At 64.1% G+C, this 22,051-nt stretch carries 22 protein-coding genes; 10 read left to right on the top strand and 12 right to left on the bottom strand.

Annotated features, from left to right (window positions below; translation table 11 throughout):
- Positions 1 to 6 precede the first annotated feature (6 nt).
- The 5 genes from AAF563_09880 to AAF563_09900 all read right to left on the bottom strand — a co-directional run bounded on the left by AAF563_09880 (position 7) and on the right by AAF563_09900 (position 4,725).
- The gene (locus AAF563_09880; GenBank protein MEM7121573.1) at positions 7 to 783 is read right to left on the bottom strand and encodes a hypothetical protein; all 777 of its coding nucleotides are present in this window, start codon (positions 781 to 783) and stop codon (positions 7 to 9) included.
- 120 nt (positions 784 to 903) lie between these two features.
- Positions 904 to 1,548 carry a DUF938 domain-containing protein gene (locus AAF563_09885; protein ID MEM7121574.1) on the bottom strand — a complete coding sequence of 215 codons (645 nt, stop codon included), beginning with the start codon at positions 1,546 to 1,548 and terminating at the stop codon, positions 904 to 906.
- Positions 1,545 to 2,039, bottom strand: a complete 495-nt coding sequence (locus tag AAF563_09890; GenBank protein MEM7121575.1) for a peptidoglycan-binding domain-containing protein — start codon at positions 2,037 to 2,039, stop codon at positions 1,545 to 1,547. The genes AAF563_09885 and AAF563_09890 overlap by 4 nt, the downstream gene beginning before the upstream one ends.
- Positions 2,040 to 2,128: 89 nt before the next feature.
- A complete protein-coding gene (hydA, locus tag AAF563_09895) occupies positions 2,129 to 3,562 on the bottom strand; it encodes a dihydropyrimidinase (GenBank protein MEM7121576.1) in 1,434 nt (477 codons plus the stop codon).
- Positions 3,559 to 4,725 carry a diaminopropionate ammonia-lyase gene (locus AAF563_09900; GenBank protein ID MEM7121577.1) on the bottom strand — a complete coding sequence of 389 codons (1,167 nt, stop codon included), beginning with the start codon at positions 4,723 to 4,725 and terminating at the stop codon, positions 3,559 to 3,561. Before AAF563_09900 ends, hydA begins: the two co-directional genes overlap by 4 nt.
- Positions 4,726 to 4,919: 194 nt before the next feature.
- Here AAF563_09900 and AAF563_09905 point away from each other — a divergent pair, with 194 nt between their 5' ends.
- From AAF563_09905 to AAF563_09930, 6 genes are all read left to right on the top strand, one after another.
- Positions 4,920 to 5,369: a transcriptional repressor gene (locus tag AAF563_09905; GenBank protein ID MEM7121578.1), complete on the top strand. Its 450-nt coding sequence runs from the start codon at positions 4,920 to 4,922 to the stop codon at positions 5,367 to 5,369.
- A 20-nt stretch (positions 5,370 to 5,389) separates the two neighbouring features.
- Entirely contained in the window at positions 5,390 to 6,136 is a 747-nt protein-coding gene (locus tag AAF563_09910; protein ID MEM7121579.1) for an ATP-binding cassette domain-containing protein, read from the top strand.
- Between the two features lie 13 nt (positions 6,137 to 6,149).
- Positions 6,150 to 6,947 (top strand): zinc ABC transporter permease subunit ZnuB, encoded by a 798-nt coding sequence (gene znuB, locus AAF563_09915; protein ID MEM7121580.1) that lies wholly within the window; start codon positions 6,150 to 6,152, stop codon positions 6,945 to 6,947.
- Positions 6,948 to 7,009: 62 nt separating this feature from the next.
- Positions 7,010 to 8,053: an NADP(H)-dependent aldo-keto reductase gene (locus AAF563_09920; GenBank protein MEM7121581.1), complete on the top strand. Its 1,044-nt coding sequence runs from the start codon at positions 7,010 to 7,012 to the stop codon at positions 8,051 to 8,053.
- A gap of 10 nt (positions 8,054 to 8,063) precedes the next feature.
- Positions 8,064 to 9,374, top strand: coding sequence for an FAD-binding oxidoreductase (locus tag AAF563_09925; protein ID MEM7121582.1), 1,311 nt, complete (start codon positions 8,064 to 8,066; stop codon positions 9,372 to 9,374).
- Positions 9,292 to 10,737, top strand: a complete 1,446-nt coding sequence (locus AAF563_09930) for an FAD-dependent oxidoreductase (protein ID MEM7121583.1) — start codon at positions 9,292 to 9,294, stop codon at positions 10,735 to 10,737. Before AAF563_09925 ends, AAF563_09930 begins: the two co-directional genes overlap by 83 nt.
- A 4-nt stretch (positions 10,738 to 10,741) precedes the next feature.
- On the opposite strand, the gene AAF563_09935 is transcribed toward AAF563_09930, so the two are convergent.
- From AAF563_09935 to AAF563_09945, 3 genes are read right to left on the bottom strand one after another with little or no spacing between them, the layout of a single operon-like run.
- Positions 10,742 to 11,494 (bottom strand): SDR family oxidoreductase, encoded by a 753-nt coding sequence (locus AAF563_09935; GenBank protein ID MEM7121584.1) that lies wholly within the window; start codon positions 11,492 to 11,494, stop codon positions 10,742 to 10,744.
- A 59-nt stretch (positions 11,495 to 11,553) separates the two neighbouring features.
- The gene (locus AAF563_09940; GenBank protein ID MEM7121585.1) at positions 11,554 to 12,330 is read right to left on the bottom strand and encodes an enoyl-CoA hydratase/isomerase family protein; all 777 of its coding nucleotides are present in this window, start codon (positions 12,328 to 12,330) and stop codon (positions 11,554 to 11,556) included.
- Positions 12,331 to 12,349: 19 nt separating this feature from the next.
- Entirely contained in the window at positions 12,350 to 13,099 is a 750-nt protein-coding gene (locus AAF563_09945) for an EAL domain-containing protein (protein MEM7121586.1), read from the bottom strand.
- A 179-nt stretch (positions 13,100 to 13,278) separates the two neighbouring features.
- On the opposite strand from AAF563_09945, the gene AAF563_09950 reads away from it, so the two are divergent.
- A complete protein-coding gene (locus AAF563_09950; GenBank protein ID MEM7121587.1) occupies positions 13,279 to 13,755 on the top strand; it encodes a TerB family tellurite resistance protein in 477 nt (158 codons plus the stop codon).
- 11 nt (positions 13,756 to 13,766) lie between these two features.
- On the opposite strand, the gene AAF563_09955 is transcribed toward AAF563_09950, so the two are convergent.
- The 3 genes from AAF563_09955 to AAF563_09965 form a co-directional block, all read right to left on the bottom strand.
- Positions 13,767 to 14,240, bottom strand: coding sequence for a putative molybdenum carrier protein (locus tag AAF563_09955; protein MEM7121588.1), 474 nt, complete (start codon positions 14,238 to 14,240; stop codon positions 13,767 to 13,769).
- 26 nt (positions 14,241 to 14,266) lie between these two features.
- Positions 14,267 to 14,404: an aa3-type cytochrome c oxidase subunit IV gene (locus AAF563_09960; GenBank protein MEM7121589.1), complete on the bottom strand. Its 138-nt coding sequence runs from the start codon at positions 14,402 to 14,404 to the stop codon at positions 14,267 to 14,269.
- A 105-nt stretch (positions 14,405 to 14,509) separates the two neighbouring features.
- A complete protein-coding gene (locus tag AAF563_09965; protein MEM7121590.1) occupies positions 14,510 to 15,082 on the bottom strand; it encodes a tetratricopeptide repeat protein in 573 nt (190 codons plus the stop codon).
- 132 nt (positions 15,083 to 15,214) lie between these two features.
- Here AAF563_09965 and AAF563_09970 point away from each other — a divergent pair, with 132 nt between their 5' ends.
- Positions 15,215 to 17,521 carry a mechanosensitive ion channel domain-containing protein gene (locus tag AAF563_09970; protein MEM7121591.1) on the top strand — a complete coding sequence of 769 codons (2,307 nt, stop codon included), beginning with the start codon at positions 15,215 to 15,217 and terminating at the stop codon, positions 17,519 to 17,521.
- Positions 17,522 to 17,538: 17 nt separating this feature from the next.
- On the opposite strand, the gene AAF563_09975 is transcribed toward AAF563_09970, so the two are convergent.
- Positions 17,539 to 19,020 (bottom strand): helicase HerA-like domain-containing protein, encoded by a 1,482-nt coding sequence (locus tag AAF563_09975; GenBank protein MEM7121592.1) that lies wholly within the window; start codon positions 19,018 to 19,020, stop codon positions 17,539 to 17,541.
- A 121-nt stretch (positions 19,021 to 19,141) separates the two neighbouring features.
- On the opposite strand from AAF563_09975, the gene AAF563_09980 reads away from it, so the two are divergent.
- Together AAF563_09980 and AAF563_09985 are read left to right on the top strand one after the other, a co-directional pair.
- Entirely contained in the window at positions 19,142 to 20,887 is a 1,746-nt protein-coding gene (locus AAF563_09980) for an adenylate/guanylate cyclase domain-containing protein (protein MEM7121593.1), read from the top strand.
- A gap of 114 nt (positions 20,888 to 21,001) precedes the next feature.
- Complete coding sequence (locus tag AAF563_09985) at positions 21,002 to 22,042, top strand: GlxA family transcriptional regulator (protein MEM7121594.1); 1,041 nt, start codon at positions 21,002 to 21,004, stop codon at positions 22,040 to 22,042.
- Positions 22,043 to 22,051: the final 9 nt, after the last annotated feature.

The raw sequence follows: 22,051 nt of genomic DNA on the forward strand, positions 1-22,051 counted from the left end.
CATCGCTCACGGATAGTCGCAGCGTTCGACGGTGACGATGGCGAAGTCGGGCGGTCCCTCGCTGACGGCAAAGCGGTACTGGTCGCTGCCGATGAGCACGTTGTGATAGACCGGCAGCGCGCCCTCGACCGTCTCGGCACCGCCGCCGATGGTGGAGAACACCAGCGATACCGGTTTGGCCGGATCGAACCAGGCGGCGGGATAGCCGTTCTCGTCGGTCGCCGTTTCGCCGCTGCCGGTGACCGAGATGCGGCCATCGGCGAAGCTCGCGGCGCTGACCGTGTCGTCATGGAACTCGGTCTTGACGACGATGCGCTTGGTCGGTTCGGCGGAGTCGCAGCTTCGTTCTTCCTCGACCAGGGCGATGGTCTCGCCCAGCCGCTCGACGCTGATGCCTTCTTCCAGGCGCTCGGTCACTTGAGTCCACAACACGGCGGCTTCGCCGTGTGGTACCTCGGACTCATAGCGTTGTTGCCAGGCGGCGGCTTCGTCGCGCAGGGCGCTTTCGCGTGTGTCGACGGCGGCACGCAGTTCCTGTTCGGAACTCTCCGCCTCGATCGCGGCGGCGACCGCCTCGTCGGTCGTGTTGCGCATCTGCGTCACCTGGCTTTCCAGGTTGTCGATCCGGCTCTGCGAGATACGTTGGCCTTCGCTGTAACTGAACCAGGCGACGCCGCACACGACGAGGACATAGATCAGTATCCGCATCAGGAAGGCGATGCGCCGACGGCGCTGTTGCCGCCCGGTTTCGCGTAATCCCCAACTGCCTTGACGCACGCTCACTACCCCTTGGTCTTCTCGTGCTCGTTGATCCGACCGTCAATCTGCCGTGAAGGGACTAGCAGATGACGGCGGGCACTGGCAAACCCTTGTTTTTGCGGACACATCCTAGCTGGACGCGCCTTAAGCATGTTGCAGCGTCACCATGTGGTTGTTGGACGGCATGGCGATGATCTTGTCCAGCTTCAGGCCGTGGCGGTTGGCGCTGGCCGAGATGTCGTTGAGGTCGCGCAGGCCCCAGGCCGCGTTCTGCTGGCGCAGCATGCGGTCGAAGCTGCGGTTGGTCGCGGCGCTATAGACACCATTGAACGTGAAGGCGCCATATAGCGCGAGCAGACCTTGCGGGTGCAGCAACGCACTGGCGCCGGCCAGCAACCCGTCAGTGCAGGCGATCGGCACAATGTGGGTGAAGTTGATGGCGATGACCAAATCCGGTTCAACCTCGACCTCGCGCCACCAGCCGTCGACGCCGCAGTCCAGCGACAGCGGTTCGCGAACGTTCGTGACGCCGGTGTGGTCGATCCATGCCTGGGTGCTGGCCCGCATGGTCGGGTCCGGGTCGCTGGTCTGCCACACCAGGTCCGGCATTTGGCGCGCGATATGGACGGCGTGTTCGCCGGTGCCGCTGCCAATCTCCAGAACGCGGTCGTCACCGGCGACAAGACCGCCGACCTTTTCCAGAATGGCATCGCGGTTGCGCGCCGTCGCCGGTGCGTGGAGGCGGAAGTCAGCGCGGCCGCTGGGTGCCCCTTCGCCTTGATGCTTCACGATCCGTTCAGCCCGTGCATGTGCGCCAGAAGCGCCTTGCTGACCTGGCCGCGTTGGGGCAGGCCATTGTCGATTTCGTACTGCATGATCGCGGTGCGGGTCTGGCTTCCGATGGCGCCGTCGATGGGGCCGGGGTCGTAACCCAATATCGTCAGCTTTTCCTGAATGGCGCGGGTATAGCTGCGCAGCATGTTGCCGCGCGCCAGGATCAGCTCAGGCGAGCTGTCGGCGCGCGCGACGGCGATATCGATATGCTCGGCGAGTTCCCGTGTCGCGAGACCGTCGACCGGCAGCTGATTGTCGCGCTGATACTGTTCGATCGCCCGCTTTGTCGCCGGTCCCGGTTTGCCGTCGGTCGGGCCGGGATCGTAACCCAGCGCGGCCAGGCCTTCCTGGACGGCGAGCGCGGTTGCATCGGGCACCATGGTCTGTTGCGCCGATAACGGTGACGCAAGAACCATGAACACCGCCGCCAAAAGAAGAAGTCGCATCGTCGCCCCAATCGATCGCTTTGTGCCGGCCACGCCCTACCGAAGCATGTCAACGCGCCATCGTCGATCAAGAATTTGGCGAAATCTGGTTAGGCCCCCTTGTTGGCCGCCTGAACCATCGGACCCGGCGTCTCGCAGACGATGAAACGTCCACGCCCAGGCTCTGCCTTTATGGCGCCGTCCTGCCAGACGACCTCGCCGCGCGACAGCGTCGTAACCGGCCAGCCCGTGACGTCAAACCCCTCATAGGGCGTGTAGTCCATGTTGTGGTGCTGATCCTCGTTGCGGATGGTGGTCCGCCGATCGGGATCCCACAAAACAATGTCCGCGTCGGCGCCGATCGCGATCCGACCCTTCTGCGAAAGACCGTACATCTTGGCCGGCGCCGTCGCGGTCAGATCGACAAACTGGTTGGCGGTGATGCGGCCCGTCGCGACGCCTTCAGTCCAGATCAGGGAGAGCCGCGTCTCCAGACCGGGAATGCCGTTCGGCACCTTGGTGAACGGCGCATCTGTGCCGCCGACCATCTTGCCCTTGGGATCGTCGAAGCGGGTCGGCGAGTGGTCGGACGAAACGAGTTGCAGGGTGCCAAGCTGCAGGGCCCGCCACAGCGCCGCCGGATTGGCCGCGTCGCGCGGGGGCGGGGAGCAGATGAACTTGGCGCCCTCGAAACCCGGTCGGTCCAGGTCTTCCTCGCTCAGGCACAGGTATTGTGGGCATGTCTCGCCATAGACGGGCAGGCCGCGGTCGCGTGCCCAGGCAATCTGCTCGGCGGCCTCGCGCGCGGAGACATGCACCAGGAACACCGGCACATCGGCGACTTCGGCCAGCGAGATCGCCCGGTGCGTCGCCTCACGCTCGACCGCCATCGGCCGCGAAGTCGCGTGGTACTTCGGCTCCTTCTTGCCGGCCGAGACCAGTTCGTCGCTCATCCACTGGATACAGTGGTGGTTCTCCGCATGCACCATGACCAGACCGCCCTCACGCCCGGCAACCGCCAGGATTTCCAGGATCTCCCGGTCGTCCAGGCGGAAATCGTCATAGGTCATGAAGATCTTGAACGAGTTGTAGCCGTCGCGGATCAGTGCCGGCAGCTCCTGGCCCAGGATCTGCGGCGAGGTATCGGTCAGGATCAGGTGGAAGGCGTAGTCGATGGCAGCCTTGCCGTTCGCCTTGCCGTGATAGTCGTCGACCGATTCACGCAAGCTCATGTCGGGAAGCTGCAGGGCAAACGGCATGACCGTTGTGGTACCCCCGGCCAGCGCCGACAGCGTGCCGCTTTCGAAGTCATCGGCGTACTCGACCTTGCCCTTCGGCGGCTGCGCCAGATGGCAGTGCGCATCGACGCCGCCCGGCAGGACCATCAGCCCGCCGGCATCGAGCGTCTCGCGCGCGCCTGTGATGGTCTCGGCCAGGAGCGCTATGCGGCCGTCGCGGATTCCGACATCGGCGCGAAACGTATCGGACGCGGTGACAACGGTGCCGCCGCGAATGACGAGATCTAGTCCGTCGCCGTTGTTCATGCCGCTTCGCCCACGGTTTCGGGGGGCTGGCCGACGACCTGCTGATAGATCTCCGGATCGGTCGCGCCTTCGCTGGCAATCACCAGCACGCGCGCATCAGCGTCCAGACCGAGTGCCGCGCGGTGTTCGGCTTGGTCCTTTAGCGCGAGCAGCGCCGCTGTCCCGGCCGAACCGGATTCACCGACCACCAGCTTGGGATCGGCGCTGTAGCCTTTCGCCAGTGTGAACATCGCCTGGCGCACGAAGTCATCGTCCATGGTCATGAAGGCGGCGGTGCCGTGATCAAGGATCTGCCAGGCAAGGGGCGAAGCCTCGCCGGCCGATAGGCACGCCATCAGCGTCTCCAGATTGCCTTCTGCCTCCGCCAGTCTGCCGGCGACGGCACTTTGATAGAGGCAGTCCGCGGCATGGGGTTCGACGACGATCGGACGCGGCCGTTCGGCGCCCCAGTCGGCCCAGAACGGCGCAATGACCGCCGCCGGCAGGCCACCGACGCCGCCCTGCACAAACAGATGGGTCGGACGTTCCGACCCCAACTGCTCCATGATCTCCGCGACCATGACCGTGTAGCCCTGCATCACCCAGGAGGGGATCTCCGTATAGCCGTCCCAGGATGTGTCGGAGACGACGGTCCAGCCGTTGGTCTCGGCATCGGCGGCGGCCTGGCGCACCGAATCGTCATAGGTGCCGTCGACCCGCTTGATTTCCGCGCCGAACGCGGCGATCGCGTCCTCGCGGCCCTGGCTGACATGGGCGTGTAGATAGATGACGCAGCGGATGCCCGCCTGCTGCGCGCCCCAGGCCACAGCCTTGCCATGGTTGCCGTCGGTGGCGCAGCACACGGTGAGGTCACCGGCGTCGCCGCCCGCTTTCTCGCCCAACAACCGCTGCACCGCGTAGGCGCCGCCGAGCGCCTTGAAGCTCTTCAGATGGAACCGCTTGCCTTCGTGTTTCAGCCACAGCCGGTCGATGCCGCAGTGTTCGGCAAGGCCGTCGAGCTCGATCAGCGGCGTCGGCGCATAACGCGGCCAGGCTGTGATCGTGTCGCGCGCCTGGGTCCGCGCATCCGGTCCGATGACCGCTCGCTGCGCGTCGCCATAAGCTTCGCTGGGGTCGAAACGGTCGTTAATATGCAGCCGTACTGGCGGGAGTGTTCGTGTCATGGGCTGAACCTAGAGCAGATCCTGATTTGATGGAATCGCCTCGCGACACCATCAATGCGGGTGATTCCCCTCTCGTCGCATCCTGGACCGTCCACAACCGGACTCTTGCGCCGGGCTCCGGGGCGGGGCAGAAGGCGTTGGCGCCATGGGCGCTGGAGTTATAAAGTAACACTCCCAATGAGAGAGATGGATCCATGACTGCCAACAGACATCGCCCCAGCGATGCGGCGGCACGCCTGTGCGATCAGCGCGGTGTTCGGCTGACGCCGCTGCGCTGTGCGGTTCTCGATCTGGTCGTGGCGGCCGGGCGCCCGATTGGCGCCTATGAGCTGCTCGATCTGTTGCGCGAAGAGCAGGGCAAGGCGGCGCCGCCGACTGTCTACAGGGCACTCGACTTTCTGATCGAGCAGGGCCTGGTGCATCGGTTGGAGTCGCTGAACGCCTATGTCGGTTGCGCCGATCCCGCCCACGTCCATGCCTGGCAGTTCTTGATCTGCGGTGATTGCGGGCGCGCGGTCGAGATGGACGATCGCCGCATTAAGAACGCCATCGACAAGGGCGCGGCGGACCATGGTTTTGTCATCGGCCGCCAAACTGTCGAGATCATCGGGACCTGTGCCGACTGCTCGGCCGGTGCGGTGTGACGACAAACGATTCCTCACCGCTGGTCCAGGCACATGGTGTCGACGTTCGGTTCGGCGAGACGCAGGTCCTGTCCCAAGTTGATCTGACGGTTGGGCCCGGCGAAGTCGTCACCGTGATCGGGCCCAATGGGTCCGGCAAGTCGACGCTGCTGCGTGTTGTCGTCGGCCTGCTGCAGCCGGACGCCGGCATGGTCACCCGCCGGCCCGGTCTGAAGATCGGCTACATGCCCCAGCGCATCGCCGTCGACGACACGCTGCCGTTGACCGTGCGCCGCTTTCTGTCGCTTGGCGCGCCGGACGTCCGGCGTGATGAGGTCGACGGCCTGTTGCGCGAGGTCGGTGCGCTGCATGTCGCCGCAAGCGCCTTCCAGGCGATTTCCGGCGGTGAACGCCAGCGCGTCCTGCTGGCCCGCGCGCTGCTGCGCCGCCCCAATCTTCTGGTCTTGGACGAACCGTCGGCCGGTGTCGATGTGTCCGGCCTCGGTACGCTCTACCGGCTGATCGCACGGCTGCGCGACGAGCGTGGCTTCGGCGTCCTGCTGGTCTCCCACGACCTGCACATTGTCATGGCGGAGAGCGACACCGTGGTCTGCCTTAACCGCCACGTCTGCTGCTCGGGCAGGCCGGACTCGATCCAAAGCAACCCCGAATACCTCGCGCTCTTTGGCGGTTATGCGCCAGACCTCGCCGTTTACCACCATCAACACGACCACAGCCACGACATGGCCGGCAACGTGGTTGACGGCAAGGCGGGTGCGGCCCAGTGAGCCATCGATGACACTGCTTGATGACTTTATGGTGCGCGCGGTGGTCGCGGGAATTGGTGTTGCGCTGGTCGCCGGGCCGCTCGGCTGTTTTGTCGTGTGGCGGCGCATGGCCTACTACGGCGATACGCTGGCACATGCCGCGTTGCTCGGAATCGCGCTGGGTTTTCTGTTGGAGGTGGACCTCATCGCCGGCGTTGCCGTCGTCTGTGTCGTCGTGGCGTTGGTGGTTGGCGCGATGCAGCGCCGCGGCATGTTGGCTACCGACACGCTGCTCGGCATCATGGCGCACAGTACACTCGCCTTCGGGCTCGTCGTCATGGCGTTTATGCCCAATGTGCGCGTTGACCTCATCGGCTATCTTTTCGGCGATATCCTGGCCGTCGGCATCAGCGACATCATCTGGATCTACGCCGGTGGCGCCGCTGTGCTGATCGCCGCGGGGCTGCTTTGGCGGCGCCTGCTGGCGCTCACCGTGCATGAGGAACTGGCCGAGGTCGAAGGGGTCAATGTCGCGGCGGTGCGGCTTACCTTCATGGTCCTGCTGGCCCTGGTCATCGCCGTTGCCATGAAGGTGGTCGGCATCATGCTGATCACCTCGCTTCTGATCATTCCCGCCGCTACCGCACGGCGTTTTACCCGCACCCCGGAACAGATGGCGGTGGCCGCCGCCCTGATCGGATGCCTCTCGGTCCTGATCGGCCTCGGTGCGTCGCTGACCTATGACACGCCGTCGGGCCCGTCCGTCGTCGTTGCCACCTTCATCCTGTTTCTGATCAGCCGCCTGCCGGGCCTGGGCCGCGCCGCGGCGTAATCCCCCTTGGAAGCCCGCGTCCGCTCGTTAGAATGCGCCGCCGCATCGAATGAGGGGATGTCATGGAGTACCGCCGGCTGGGCGACACGGATATCAAGGTTTCGCTGATCTGCCTTGGCAGCATGCTGTGGGGTTCGCGCAACACCGAGGCTGAGGGTCATCAGCAGATGGATTATGCCTTCGAGCGCGGCTGCAACTTCATCGATACGGCGGAGATGTACGCCGTCCCACCCTCCGAGAAGCACTCCGGCCGCAGCGAGGAGGTCATCGGCACATGGATGCAGGCGCGCGGCAATCGCGACAAGGTCATCCTGGCGACCAAGGTGACCGGGCCCGGTGAACGCTTCCCCTATATCCGCGACGGCTATCCGCGCCTGAACCGCTGGCATATCGAGCAGGCGATCGACACAAGCCTTAAGCGGCTCCAGACCGACTATGTCGACCTCTATCAGCTCCATTGGCCAGACCGCGAGGTCAATATCTTTGGCCAACTCGGCTATCGTCATGACCACGAGGAGGACATGGTGCCGATCGAAGAGACGCTTGCCGTGCTCGGCGATCTCGTCGCCGCCGGCAAGGTGCGGTACATCGGCCTCTCCAACGAAACGCCGTGGGGCATGATGCGGTTCGTGCACCTGGCCGAGACCATGGGACTGCCGCGTGTCGTCTCGGTGCAGAATGCCTATAGCCTGCTGAACCGCACCTTCGAGGCCGGTTGTGCCGAGGTTGCCATGCGCGAAAGCGTCGGCCTGTTGGCCTACGCGCCAATGGCCGCGGGCGCGCTCTCGGGCAAGTACCTGGGCGGTGCCCGCCCGGAAGGCGCGCGCATGACGCTGAACCCAGGCAACACGCGCTACCTGAAGCCGGTCAACGCGGAGCCTGCGACCCAGGCCTATGTCGACCTGGCGCGCGAGAAGGGCCTGGATCCAGGCGCCATGGCGCTTGCCTGGGTAGCGCGCCAGCCGTTTCTGACCTCCAGCATCATCGGCGCGACCACCATGGCGCAGCTTGAGACGGCCATGACGTGTCTTGACGTGGCGCTGGATGATGAGACCCTAGAGGCGATTGAAGACATTCATCACCGCTATACTTACCCATGCCCCTGAGCAGGCAATCATGAGCGACTACATCGAGAGCTACTACGCCCAAACGGCGAGCGAAAACGAGCCACGCCCCGCGCTGGAAGGCATGGTCAAGGCCTCGGTCTGCATTGTCGGCGGCGGTCTTGCCGGTCTGAACACCGCACTCGGCCTGGCCGAGCGGGGTGTGCGCGACATCGTCGTCTTGGAAGCCCAGCGGGTCGGTTGGGGCGCCTCGGGTCGCAACGGCGGTTTTGTCGGCACCGGTTACGCGGCGGGCGACGACCGGTTGATCCGCCAGGTCGGCCTTAAGCACACCCAGGAGCTCCACGCGCTGACCGTCGACGCGCTGCATCTGATCAAAAGCCGGATTGCCAAGTACGATATCGCGTGCGGTCCCAACCCCGACGGGCACCTGGGCGCATCGTGGTTCGACAACCCCGACGAGATGAAGGCGTGGCGTGATTTCGCGGCGGAGAACTTCGGCGAACAGTTCGAGTTCATTCCGCGCGAGCGGCTGCGCGAGGAGTTCTGCGACTCCCCCGTCTACTTCGACGGCATGCTGCATCGCGGCGTCTTCTGGTTTCATCCATTGAACTACTGCCTTGGCGTGGCGCGCGCCGCCGAAAGCCTGGGCGTCAAGATCTACGAGAACAGCGCCGTGACCGTGATCGACGGCGACCGTGCCGACAAACAGGTTTCGACCGACAAGGGCGTGGTCGAGACCGATCAGCTCGTGGTCACGGTCGGCGGTTACGGCAACGGCTCGGCAGCACAATTGAACGGCGCAGTCCAGCCGGTCGCGACCTATGTCATGACGACCGAACCGGTTGATGAAGACCTGCTTCGCTCGGCGATCAAGTGTGATCACGCGATCTACGATACCCGGTTCAGCCTGGACTATTACAGGCGCCTGGAGAATGGCCGCATTCTGTGGGGCGGGCGCGGCACACTCAGACTGAACGAACCGAAGAACCTCAAGTCGATGATGATGGGCGACCTTCTTAAGGTCTATCCACAGCTTGCCGGCATTCGCGCCGAAAGCGCCTGGCAGGGCTACATGAGCTATGCCCGCCACCGCATGATCCAGCTCGGCGAGCTGAAGCCGGGCTACTGGTACGCACAAGGCTTCGGCGGCCAGGGCATGGGCACCACGACGGTCGCCGGCGAGGTGCTGGCAGGCGCCATCGCTCAGGGCGACGAGACGTGGCACCTGTTCAAGCCGTTCGGCCTGAACTGGGCCGGTGGTCCGTTCGGCAAGATCTATGGCGAGGTCCTGCGCCATCGCGTCCAGGCCCGCGACGCGGCCCGCGCCGGTATCGACCGCCTGCACGCCGCTCGGGGCTGACCTTGACCGTGTCCACGCCTTAAATGGTCTTCAGGCCTCGTTCTCGCTGATGGGTTACATCGACAGCTTCTACGCGCAGACGCGCACCGATGATGCTGAACGTCCGCCATTGGAGGGTTCGCTCGATGCCGAGGTCTGTATTGTCGGCGGCGGATTGGCGGGGCTGAACACGGCGCTGTCCTTAGCCGAACGTGGCATTCAAGGCGTTGTCTTGCTGGAGGCCGAGCGTGTCGGCTTCGGCGCATCGGGCCGCAACGGCGGCTTCGTCGGTCCGGGCTACTCACAAGGGACGGAGACGCTGATCAAGTGGGTCGGCGTCGACCACACGCGCGCGCTCTACGATCTGACCGCCGAAGCGCTGGCGCTGATCCGCAAACGCATCGGCGCCTATGAAATCGCCTGCGGTCCCAACCCGGATGGTGTGTTGGTCGCCTCGTGGACCCGATCGCCTGATGGTCTACGCGCCCATCGCGACCTGATGGCAGAGACCTTCGGCGCGCAGCTCGAGTTCATTGAGCGTGACCGGCTGCGCGCCGAGTTCGCGGATTCACCGTGCTACTTCGACGGCCTGTTGAACCGTGGCGCGTTCCAGTTCCACCCGTTGAATTATTGCCTGGGCATGGCGCGTGCGGCCGAGGCGCGGGGCGTACGGATCTTCGAGGGCGCACCGGTCGTGACGCTGGATCCGGACCGCGACGACAAGCTCGTCATCACACCGGCCGGACGGGTGCGGGCGCGCCATGTGGTGCTGGCGGCGGGCGGCTATGGTCCTGGCCTCTATGCGCCGGTGTCCGGTGCCGTCTTGCCGGTCGCGACCTATGTCATGGCCAGCGAGCCGATTGCGGCTGAGCGACTGGCCGATGCCATCAAATGCAATCTGGCGATCGGTGATACGCGCGATGCCGGCGACTACTACCGCGCACTGCCCGACGGCCGTGTCCTTTGGGGCGGGCGGATGACCGCGCGGCGCGGCGAGCCTGCCCGACTGGCCGAACGCATGCTGGGCGACCTGAAGCGGGTCTATCCGCAGCTCGCCGACATCGCGCGCTACGAGACCGCGTGGATGGGCACCATGAGTTATGCGCGCCACCGCATGCCCCAGATCGGCCAGCGTCAGCCGGGCCTGTGGTATGCCCAGGCTTTCGGCGGCAGCGGCATGGGCACGACCACGGTGGCGGGCGAGGTGTTGGCCGAGGCGATCGCGGGCGACGGCGACCGCATCCGCCTGTTCGAGCCGTTCGGCCTGGACTGGGCCGGCGGTCCGTTCGGCAGTATCGCGGCCCAATCGGCCTATTGGTTCTATCAGGCGCGCGACTGGTGGACCGCGCGGCGCGATCGGGCCGAGCTCGGCAAGGCAGACTGACCCGCTATTTGTAGCCTGTTGGCACGATGACCATCTGCGCGACGTTAACCTGGTCCGGCTGGTTCAGTGCGAACATGGTGCTGCGCGCGATGTCGTCGGGATCGAGATAGGCGGGAAACGAGTCATAGTAGGCATCAGCGCGTTCCACATCGCCGCGATAGCGCGCTTCGGCGAAGCCTGTGCGCACCAGCCCGGGCAGGATTTCGGTGATGCGAACGGGATCGGAGCCATAGTCTTGGCGCAGCCCGTCGGCCAGCGCATGCACCGCATGTTTTGTCGCCGCGTAAATACTGGCGCCGGGGCGGGTCCCCAGAGCGTCGACGGAACCAATAATCACGACGTGGCCGCGGCCGCGTGCCAGCATGCCCGGCAGGATGGCGTGACAAACACGGACCACGCCGTTGACGTTGGTCTCGACGGTCAAGACCCAGTCCTCGACATCGCCATCGCAGAACGGCTGCCGACCGCCGACATCCGAACCGGCATTGGCGACCAGAACATCGATGTCGCGCCATGACGCCGGCAGGCTCTCGACAAGACCGGCGACCGCGGCTCCGTCGGTCACATCGAGCGGCAGGACGTGAACGCTATCGCCGTGATCGCTGAAACATGCCTCCAACCGATCGCGGTTGCGCGCGACGGCAATCAACCTGGCGTCCTGTTCCAACAAGCGCATGGCGATCGCCTTGCCGATGCCAACGCTGGCGCCAGTTACGAGCGCCACCGCGCCTGGTTTCAGAATAGATGCTGCTTCCATGATGCTACTCTCGCAAACACCGGCCGAACATCAGGCCGCCGGCCTGATCATACGGCGTATTACCGCTTCAGGAACCGCTCAAGCGCCGCGCGGGTCTCGGCACTGTCGATCATGGCGGCCATGGTGTCGACGACGCTGGCGATCTCATTACGGTAGCCGTGGTCGTTGATGCGCATGAAGTGTTCGCGTGCGTGCCGCATCGCTTCGGGCGGTTTTTGGGCGAAGGTCCGCGCCATGGCGAGTGCCGATGCCAGCGCGTCGCCAGGTTCCGCGAGCCGGGTGACCAGTCCCAGATGGTGCGCCTCGGCGGCATCGAACGGCTCACCGGCGAACAGCAGGTCGAACGCCTTGTGGCGGCCGGCGACGCGGGGCAGGTGGGTGAAGTGCAGGCCCGGCAGGATGCCGACATTGAGCTCGGGATAGCCGAAGCTGGCATCCGACGCCGCCACGATCACGTTGCACGAGACCGCCATCGACAAGCCGCCGCCGCGCGCCAGACCATTGATCGCGGCGATCGATGGTTTGCCGAGCGTGTGCTGGATATCGAACAGGTCGATATAGAGCCTTTGCAGCATGGCGCGCATGACTGCCGAGCCGCCATCGAGCACCTGAACGAGGTCGAGACCAGCACTGAACGCGCGGTCCAGATCCGTCGTGATGACAATTGCGCGGACCGTGTCGTCGTCGCGGGCCGCACGCAGCGCGGCCAGCAGCGCGTCAAGCAAGGGGATATCGATCAGATTGAGCGGTGGTTTGTTGAGCGCGATGACGGCGACGGCGTTGTCGACGCGTTCGGTTCGGACAAGGTGACCCCGGGTGATATCGCCATGCGTCATCGTTTTGGCGTGCAGGTTTCTAGACGGATGCTGCTTCCAGCCACGTCTCCAGCTCCAACGGACCGATCGCCTTTGACCACAGCCAGCCCTGGCCCCGGGTCACGCCGATCTCGCGCAGGAAGGTCGCCTGGGCCGATGTTTCGACGCCTTCGGCGATGACCTCGTTGTCCAACACGGTGGCGAGTGCCGTAATGGCGCGAACCAGACGCTCGGCCGCTTCGTCCTTGCCGATCAGTTCGATGAAGGTCTGGTCGATTTTCAGAATATCGACCTCCAGTCCGATCAATTGCTCCAGGCCGGATTGGCCGGTGCCGAAATCGTCGATGGCGACCTTCATGCCCAGTTCGTCGCGTGCCATGTGAATGGCGCTGCGGCCCAGGTCGTCGAGCGCCTGGCGTTCGGTGATCTCACCGACGAGCTGACTGTGATAGGCGGCCAGGTCGGCTTCTTCCAAGAGGCTTGCGACCCCGCTGCTGCCGATCACGATAGGTGGGATGTTCACATGCACGCAAAAGTGAGGGTGCGTGGCCAACAATGGTTCCAGATCGTTGCGGATGCAGGTCAGCATGCGCCGCGTCAGGTCCATGGCGTGCTTTTCGTCGGATTCGATATCGTGGATCACGTTGCCGATACTGATCGGCTCTTTACCCTTGGGCGTCCAGCGCGCCAACGCCTCACACCCAACCATGCGATTACGTGACAGGTCGATAATCGGCTGATACTCGGCGAATACGGTCGGCAGGATGGTCGAGGCGGACGGTTTTTTCATGGCTTCCGGCGAGTTACGGCACATCGAACGGGCGAACGCCTAAGCATGTCTGCTTACGCCCCATCTGCCAATGCGCTAGATCACACCGGGCCCAACGAACTGTGGATAGGGACAGGGCCCGAAATTGGCTGTAGGTTCGCGGCTCTTTGCCGGTTTCTGGGTTCTTGTTGGGGGTAGTGATGGCAGTCGAAAGTGGGGGCAGGCGCGAACACCGCGGCCCCTTGATGGTCAAACTATCGGCGGAAGTCGAGCGGTTCCGCGACCGGCCGTTTCTAAAAGCGGCGATGGCGGTCAGTGCGCTGTCGGCTCAGGCCGACGGCGACGTCTCGCTGGAGGAGCGTTATCGCATCGACGCCATTCTGGAGCGCGAACCCATCCTGTCCGGCTTCGATACCGGCAAGGCGATCTCGATCTTCGACGAGTACATCCATGCGTTGCGTACCGAGCCCGAGCGGTCGCGGCGCATCTTGATGGCCAAGATTGAACGCATGGCGGCTAAGCCGAAGCGGGCCCGCACCTTGATGCGCGTCGCCTGGCTGATCATCGCCGCCGACAACCGTGTCCTGCCCAACGAGGTCCGGACCTTCGACGACCTGTGCCATGCCCTGGCGCTTGAGCCGGACCGGGTGCGCAGCGGCGTCGTTGGATTGGAATAATACTCGGCTCGTCAGGCTGTCTCGGCGCCGAGCAGCGAGATCAGAAAATCATAGGCGATGCGGTAGTGGTCGGGCGTCTTGCTCGCACGCGGGCCCGCGACGTTGAGAACGTCCGGCTTAAGGTCATCCAACCACGCACGCGCTTTCGCCGCGGCGTCGGGGTCGCTGACCGGATCGACGGCCATGCATGGACGCGGCTGTCGTCTGGCCAGTTCGGCGGTCAGTTTGGTGCCGCCGGCCAGCGGTTCGGGGCTGATGATGAGCGTGGCGTCGGAATCACGAATGTTCCACGCCGTCCGTTCGGCGTAGTCGACACGGGGTGTTTCCTTTAGCGGATAACGCTCGTCGATCGGGCCATCTTCGGCGCGCCGGCCCTTCGGACACCACCCGCCGCACGGCACCCCCAAGGTGAGTGCAACGTCAAGCGCGGCGCGGTCGACGCCGGTCTGTCCCCCGGAAACCAGCCGGTCAGGGATCCAAGACAAGGAAGGGCAGCGCCCGGTGCCAGGGCCTAGACCAGGAAGAGCGCCATCAAAAGAAGCAGGATGATGAGGAAAACAGTCGAATAGAGCGTCATCTTCATAAACCCGCGATAGGTGCCCAAATGGGCCTTATCGGCGTTTTCCCAATCCGAAGGCGTATGCTCCATGTCGAAACCTCGGTCCCAAGACGTCTCATCAAGGCGCCCGCGCGCCAGCGCCGGTTATAGGCGAATCGAGGGTGTCAGGGAAAGTGGTTTCGGTCGACCCGCATGTCAGCGGTCGGGCACGAATTGCGCGGCCAGCAGTTCGGCGATGTCTTTCTGGTGCGCGGTCATCATGAAAATGATGTCTTCGCGCGCGCGGGTTGCCTCCAGATCCAACCGCTTGGCCGCCAGCGTCCACCAGAAATAGGCGCGCAGCAGGTCGCGTGGCACACCCTGGCCGGTGTAGTAGGCGTAGCCCAGGTCCGATTGTGAGGGAACGTAACCTCGTCTCGCCGCCCGTTTCAGCCAATCGGCTGCCAGTGTCTCGTCTTTCTCGACGCCGCGTCCGGTCTGGTAGAGCAGGGCCAGGTTGTGCTCGGCCCGGGCATAGCCTTGGTCGGCCGCCAGCCGGAACAAACGGGCGGCGGCACCATGATCGGCGCTGACGCCCCAGCCGTTCAGGTAGAGCAGCGCCAGGGCGTTCTGCGCCCGCGCATCGCCCCGCTCGGCGGCCGGCGCCAGTTCCGCATGGGCTCTTTCGAATTGGCCGGCATGCAAGGCGGCTTCACCGGCAAGAAACCCGGCCTGAGCCGTTGTCTGTGCCAGCATCAACAGCAAGAATGCGGCGATGAGGTTCTTCATACTCGCTTCCGCCTCGACAACGTGGCAGCTTCCCGGCCGAAAACTGGTTGGACCGGGTCTTTGATGCGTTTCTGTACCGCAATTCTACCACGGACCGCGATGGTCGCGGCAGGACTGTTCGTGATCGCGGCCATGGCGCTCACCGCCCCGGTTTTGGCGCAGGACGGTGATGCTTCTGGCGCCGGCGAGACGACCGCCGACGCCCAGACCGTCACCATTCAAGAACTGGAAGGCCTGGTCACGACGCTGGAAGACCCTGACCAGCGCGCGGCCTTTGTCGGTCAGTTGAAGGCGCTGATCGAGGCGGAAAAAGAACGACAGGGAACGCAGGCCGAGGCAACCGCCACGTCGGACGAGAGCGCGGTCGCCGACGAGAGCGCATCGGCGGATAGCGGAAGCAACCAGGATATTGTCGGCGAGATCGCCCAACAGGTGGGCGTTCTGGACCAAAACGTCGGCGAACTGCTTCAGGATGTCGACGACGGCGGCGACCTGTGGGCCTGGGCGGTCGACCAGGCGGAGGACCCGGCGAAGCGGGATGCCTGGCTGACGGCGTTGTGGCAGATGGCGGCGATCCTGGCTTGCGGTTTGGCCGGCGCTCTCGTTTTGCGATTCCTGTTGCGCGGACAACGGCGCAAGATCGAAGGCCAGCACGGCACCACGTGGGCGGATCGGCTGCTGATGGCGTTCTTCCGCCTCTTGCTGACCATCGCGCCGGTGGTCGTCTTCGCCGGCATCGGCCATGCGCTGATCGCGCTCCTCGAGCCGCCGGTGTTGACGGACAACGTCGCCTCGGCCCTCGTCAACGCGATCGCTATTGCCCAGGTACTGCTGGCTGTCGCGCGCTGTGTGACATCGCCGCTGTTGGCCTACGTTCGTCCCGTGCCCCTGGGCGACGAGACGGCCGCCTATATCTATATCTGGGCGGCGCGTTTCATTGTCGTGGGCGTCTACGGCTTCTTCATTGCCGATCTGCTGCTGACACTCGGCATTCCCAACAGCAGCTATGAACTTATCGAGCGGTTGATTGGCCTCGTCATCGGCTTGATGGCCTTTGTTCTGATTCTGCAGCTGCGCAGGCCGGTCTCGGGTTGGATCCGCGAGCAGTCCGACGGTAGCGCGGCAATGATCCGCAACCGTCTGGCCGACATCTGGCACATCTTCGCCGTTTTGATTGTCGTGCTGGTCTACGTTGTCTATGCGCTGAACCTGAAGGACGACTTTACCTATGTCTTAAGGGCTTTTGCCATTTCGACGGTGGCGTTTTTTGTCGCCTTGATTCTGTCGACGGGCCAGCGCCGTCTGTTCGATAAGATCTTTCATGTCGACACAAAGTTCCGGCGACGCTTTCCGGGTCTGAAGAAACGCGTCAACCGCTATGTCTCCGTCCTCACCTGGTTCATCAGCGCGTTGATCTGGATCTTCGCCGCGATCGTCATTCTGGAAGCTTGGCGGATTGACGTCTTGAGCCTGCTCGCCTCGCCGGAAGGCGCGCATATCATTGGGCGGGTCATTGCCACGCTCATCATCATTGTCGTTGCCATCGCAGTGTGGGAACTGGGCGATGGCGCCTTGACCAACTACGTCACCAGCGAAGGCGATCACGCCGCAAGCCCGCGCCTGATCACCCTCTTGCCGCTGTTGCGCAACGTGCTGCTGGTGACCATCTGCACCATTGTCATCATCACGATCCTGTCTGAGTTGGGCGTCAACATCGGCCCACTCCTGGCCGGAGCTGGCGTGATCGGATTGGCGATCGGCTTCGGCGCCCAGGCGCTGGTGCGCGACGTTATCACCGGCGCCTTCATCCTGTTCGAGGACCAGGTGCAAATCGGCGACTTCGTGGAGGCCGGCGGCAAGATGGGCACGGTCGAGAGCCTCTCGATCCGCACCCTGAAGATGCGCGATCTCGACGGCTATGTGCACACGGTGCCGTTCGGCGAGGTCGCTGCGATCACCAACATGACGCGCGACTACGGCTATGCCGTCATCGATATCGGCGTCGCCTATCAGGAGAACACCGATCACGTGCTGGACGTCATCAAGGATATCGATCGGGTCGCGCGCGAGGATGCGGAGTTCGCCGAGCATCTAAGCGGCGATCTCGAGGTCTTTGGCGTCAACTCGCTCGATGATTCGGCTGTGACCTTGCGCGTGCGCGTCAAGACGCTGGCCGGCTACCAGTGGGGCGTCCGGCGCGAATACCTGCGCCGCATCAAGCTGCGCTTTGACAAGGAAGGCATCGAAATTCCATTCCCGCACATGTCGCTCTATTTCGGCGAGGTCAGGAACGGCCGCACCCCGCCGGCCCATGTGCGCATCGATGCCGAGGATGACGAACCGCCGCAGCAGGAAACCCCGACAGCCGATGATGGATCAGAGGCCCACGAGGAACATCCGCAGGTGCGCGGCGATATAGCGGCGAAACACAGCGAGTAAAGCGCGCCCATCGACGATCAGCGCCCTTTGAACAGCGACCCCAGGATGCCGCGTACGAGTTCGCGCCCGATGGTGCGCCCGGCGCTGCGCAGGACGCTCTTGGCCATGGTCTCGGCGGCCGATTGACGTCGTCGCCCGCCCGATGATCTGCCACTGCGCGACGATGTCCGCTCGGCCTTCGCGCGTTCATCGGCCTTGGCCTGCTCCTCAGCGGCCTTTTCCGCGCGCGTGGCCAGCATCTCATGGGCCGACTTGCGGTCGATCGTCTCGTCATAGAGGCCGGCAACCGGACTATCGGCGATCACGGCCTGACGCTCGGCCCGCTTGGCCGGACCCATGCGCGAGAACGGCGGGCGGATCAGCGTGCGTTCGACCACGCTCGGCACGCCCCGATCCTGCAGCGTCGACACCAGGGCTTCGCCGACGCCCAGTTCGGTGATGGCCGTCGCGACATCCAGCTTCGGGTTGGCGCGGAACGTCTCGGCCGCCGCCTTGACCGCCTTGCGGTCGCGCGGCGTAAACGCCCGCAACGCGTGTTGCACACGGTTGCCCAACTGGCCGAGCACCTCGTCGGGCACGTCCAGCGGGCTCTGCGTCACGAAATAGACACCGACGCCTTTGGAGCGAATCAATCGCACGACCTGCTCGATCTTCTGGATCAAGGCATTCGGCGCGTTGTCGAACAACAGGTGGGCCTCGTCGAAAAAGAAAACGAGCTTCGGCTTTTCGGGGTCGCCGACCTCCGGCAGGTCCTCGAACAACTCCGACAGCAGCCACAGCAAAAAGGTCGCGTAAAGCTGTGGCGTCAGCATCAGCTTGTCGGCGGCCAGGATGCTGACATAACCGCGGCCATCGGGCGCGGTGCGCATGAAGTCGTTCAGATCGAGCGCCGGTTCGCCGAAGAACTTATCGCCACCCTGTTGTTTGAGCGTCAGCAGGCGCCGCTGGATGGCGCCGACCGACTGCACCGAGACGTTGCCGTATTCGGTCGACAGGTCCTTGCGGTTGTCGGCGACGAATTGCAGCAGCGACTTTAGATCCTTCAGATCCAGGATCGGGAGGCCCTCGTCATCGGCGACTTGGAACGCGATCGACAGGACCCCTTCCTGTACGTCGTTCAGCTCCAGGAGGCGCGCCAGAAGGAGAGGGCCCATCTCCGAGACGGTCGTTCGCACGGGATGGCCCTGTTTGCCGAACAGGTCCCAGAAGACAACCGGTGTCGGCGCCGGTTCGAAACCGTCCATGCCGATCGCTTCGACGCGCTGCAGCAGCTTCGGCTTGGCGACACCTGCTTGCGATAGACCTGAGAGGTCGCCTTTCACGTCGGACAGAAAGACCGGCACGCCGGATCGCGAGAACCCCTCGGCCAGGATCTGCAGCGTTACCGTCTTGCCTGTGCCCGTGGCGCCAGCGATCAACCCGTGCCGGTTGGCGTAGCCCAGGTTCAGGGTCTGAGGGCTCTCGCCGCCGCCGATGAAGATACCTTGGTCGTCCGCCATGCTGGCCATCCGGTAGTAGGTTAAGAGAAACTTTCAATCAGGCACGGCGGCCCGATTCGAGGCGGCGCAGCATGGACGCTAACCGGCGCGCTCGCTAGTCTCGCTGCGATGGAAAAGGTGCATGGAACGTAAGCTCACCGCGATCTTGGCCGCCGATGTGGTCGGCTACTCACGTCTGATGGGCGCCGACGAGGCCGGCACGCTTCAGGCGTTGAAGGATGTGCGCGCGGAACTCGTCGAACCAGCAATCGCCGAACACAAAGGCCGGGTCGTCAAGTTGATGGGCGACGGGCTGCTCGCCGAGTTCGCCAGCGTGGTCGAGGCGGTCTCGTGTGCTGTCGCCATTCAGGCGGGCATGGCGGAACGCAACGACGGTTCGTCATCCGCTCGGGAATTCCAGCTTCGCATCGGTGTCAACCTGGGCGACGTCATCGTCGACGGTGCCGATATCTATGGCGACGGCGTCAATGTCGCCGCGCGTCTTGAGGGTCTGGCCGAACCCGGCGGTATCTGCGTAGCCGACACCGTCTATCAGAATGTGCGGGGCAAACTTGACGTGTCCTTCGAGGACATGGGCCGCCAGCAGGTCAAGAACATCGCCGAGCCGATCCATGTCTACGGTCTCAGGCTGGTGACGGAACCGGCGCCGGCGGCCTCCGCGTTGCCGCTTCCTGACAAACCGTCTGTCGCCGTCCTGCCGCTTGCCAACCTGTCGAACGATCCCGAGCAGGCGTACTTCTCCGATGGCATTACCGAGGACATCATCACCGAGCTCAGCCGGTTTCGATCGCTGTTCGTGATCGCACGCAACTCGTCATTCACGTTCAAGGACAGGCAGGTCAAGGCACAGGATGTCGGACGGGAGTTGGGCGTTGCGCACCTGGTGCAGGGCAGCATTCGGCGTTCGGGCGACCGCGTTCGGGTCTCGGTCCAGCTGGTCAAAGCGGCCAGCGAGGAGCATGTCTGGGCCGAGCGCTACGACCGGCAGCTCGCCGATATCTTCGCGGTGCAGGACGAACTGACCCAGATGGTCGCGACCAAGATCGGCGGGCGTCTGCAGGCAGAGGATCGCCATCGGGCGGTTCAGTCGCGCACCGGCAACCCGACCGCTTATGACTGCGTCCTGCGCGCGCAGTCGCTCTATTACGAGATATCCCGCACGGCGAACGCCGAGGCCCGCCCGATCCTGGAAGAGGCGATCAGACTGGACCCCAACTATGCGCGCGCCCACGTTGTCTTGGCGGCGATCCACAACATGGATTTCATGCAAAGCTGGTCCGACGATCCCGAGCGGTCTTTGGCCATGGCGATCGAGATTGGCCAGAAGGCCTTCGCTCTTGATGAGTCAGATGGCCTGGTTCATGCGCAGCTTGGTGAAATTCTGCAGAACGCGCGACGGTTTGCCGAAGCGGGGCGGCATTTTGAGAGAGCCCTGGACCTCAATCCCAATGATGTCGAGACGCGCGCGCTCTACGGTTCCTTCATCGGCGGCGAGAGCGGTCTTGAGCAGCTTGAGATCGCCGAGCGCCTCGATCCCTGCAGCTTCGTGTGGATCCCTTGGATCAAGGGATCGATGCTGTTCACGGCGCGGCGCTACGACGACGCCATTGCGACGCTGACGCAGATCGACTCACGAGTCACCACGGCGAAGGGATGGCTTGCCGCGAGCCTAGCCTATGCCGGCCGCACGGATGAAGCGCGCGCGACCGTGGCCGCGTACCTGAAGGCTGTTGAGCGTGACCTGACGGTGGTGCCGACCAGTTCGGACCAATGGCAGGCCGTGTGGCGTCGGGAAGCCAAGCTCGAGCACGAAGACGACAACCAACACCTGTTCGAGGGGCTGCGTTTGGCCGGCTTGGACCTTTAGGTCCCGGTCGGTCCGCATGCGCCTGAATCGGCCTCACGGCGGAATTTATTGACTCTTGGCCAGATTCCGACACTTACTTGTCTGAATTGGAATGACAGGCGCGGTTCCGTGAGCATGGACGGAAGGCAGATCTCACCAAGCTGTCACAGCGGCAATGGCCGGGCAAAGCCGGTTCAGCGCGCGTCACCGGCCATGCAGCCCGATCGTTCGGGCCCTGAAACCATCAGTTTCTTCCTGGTGCCCCAGTTCTCGATGATGGCCTTCACCGCGGCAGTCGAGCCCTTGCGTTCGGCCAACCGCATGAGCGGCTGCGAGCTCTATAACTGGAAAGTCTATTCGCGCGATGGCCAGCCGGTCGCCGCCAGCAACGGGTTGCAGGTGATCGCCGACGCCGGCATCGCCGATGTCGATCACTGTGCGACGATCTTCGTGTGCTCCGGCATCGACGCCCATCGGTTCGATGATCGTTCCGTCTATGCCTGGCTGAGGAAGCTGGCGCGCCAAGGCGCACGGGTTGGCAGTCTGTGCACGGGCAGCCACATCCTGGCGCGCGCCGGTCTGTTGAACGGCTACCGCTGCACGATCCATTGGGAGGACCTGGAGACGTTTCAGGAGGCCTTCCCCGATATCGAGGTCACCGACGATATCTACGAACTCGACCGCAACCGCGTCACCTGTTCCGGCGGTACGGCATCGTTAGACCTGATGCTGCATCTGGTCGGCATGTCGCACGGGCAGGAACTGGCCGGCAAGGTCTCCGAACAGTTCATCCATGACCGCATTCGCGACGCCCACGACCATCAACGAATGGCGCTGCAGTCCAGGGTTGGCGTCAGCGATCCCAAGCTGCTCGCCGCCATCGCGGAGATGGAAAAGAACCTGGAGGAGACGCTGGCGCTTCCCGATATCGCCGATTCCGTCGGCCTGTCGACACGCCAGCTGGAGCGCCTGTTCAAAAAACACCTCGGCCGAACGCCTTCCCGCTATTACCGCGAGATCCGCTTGAACCAGGCGCGCATGATGCTGATGCAGGGCACCAGCTCGATCCTGGCGATCGCGCTGGCTTCGGGTTTCGTCTCGGCGTCCCACTTCTCGCGCCGCTACCGCGAGTACTTCGGCCGCACACCGCGCGAGGAGCGTCGCTCGGTGGGGTGATCTGACCGT

It is taken from the genome of Pseudomonadota bacterium (assembly GCA_039028155.1).
GTDB lineage: Bacteria > Pseudomonadota > Alphaproteobacteria > SP197 > SP197 > JANQGO01.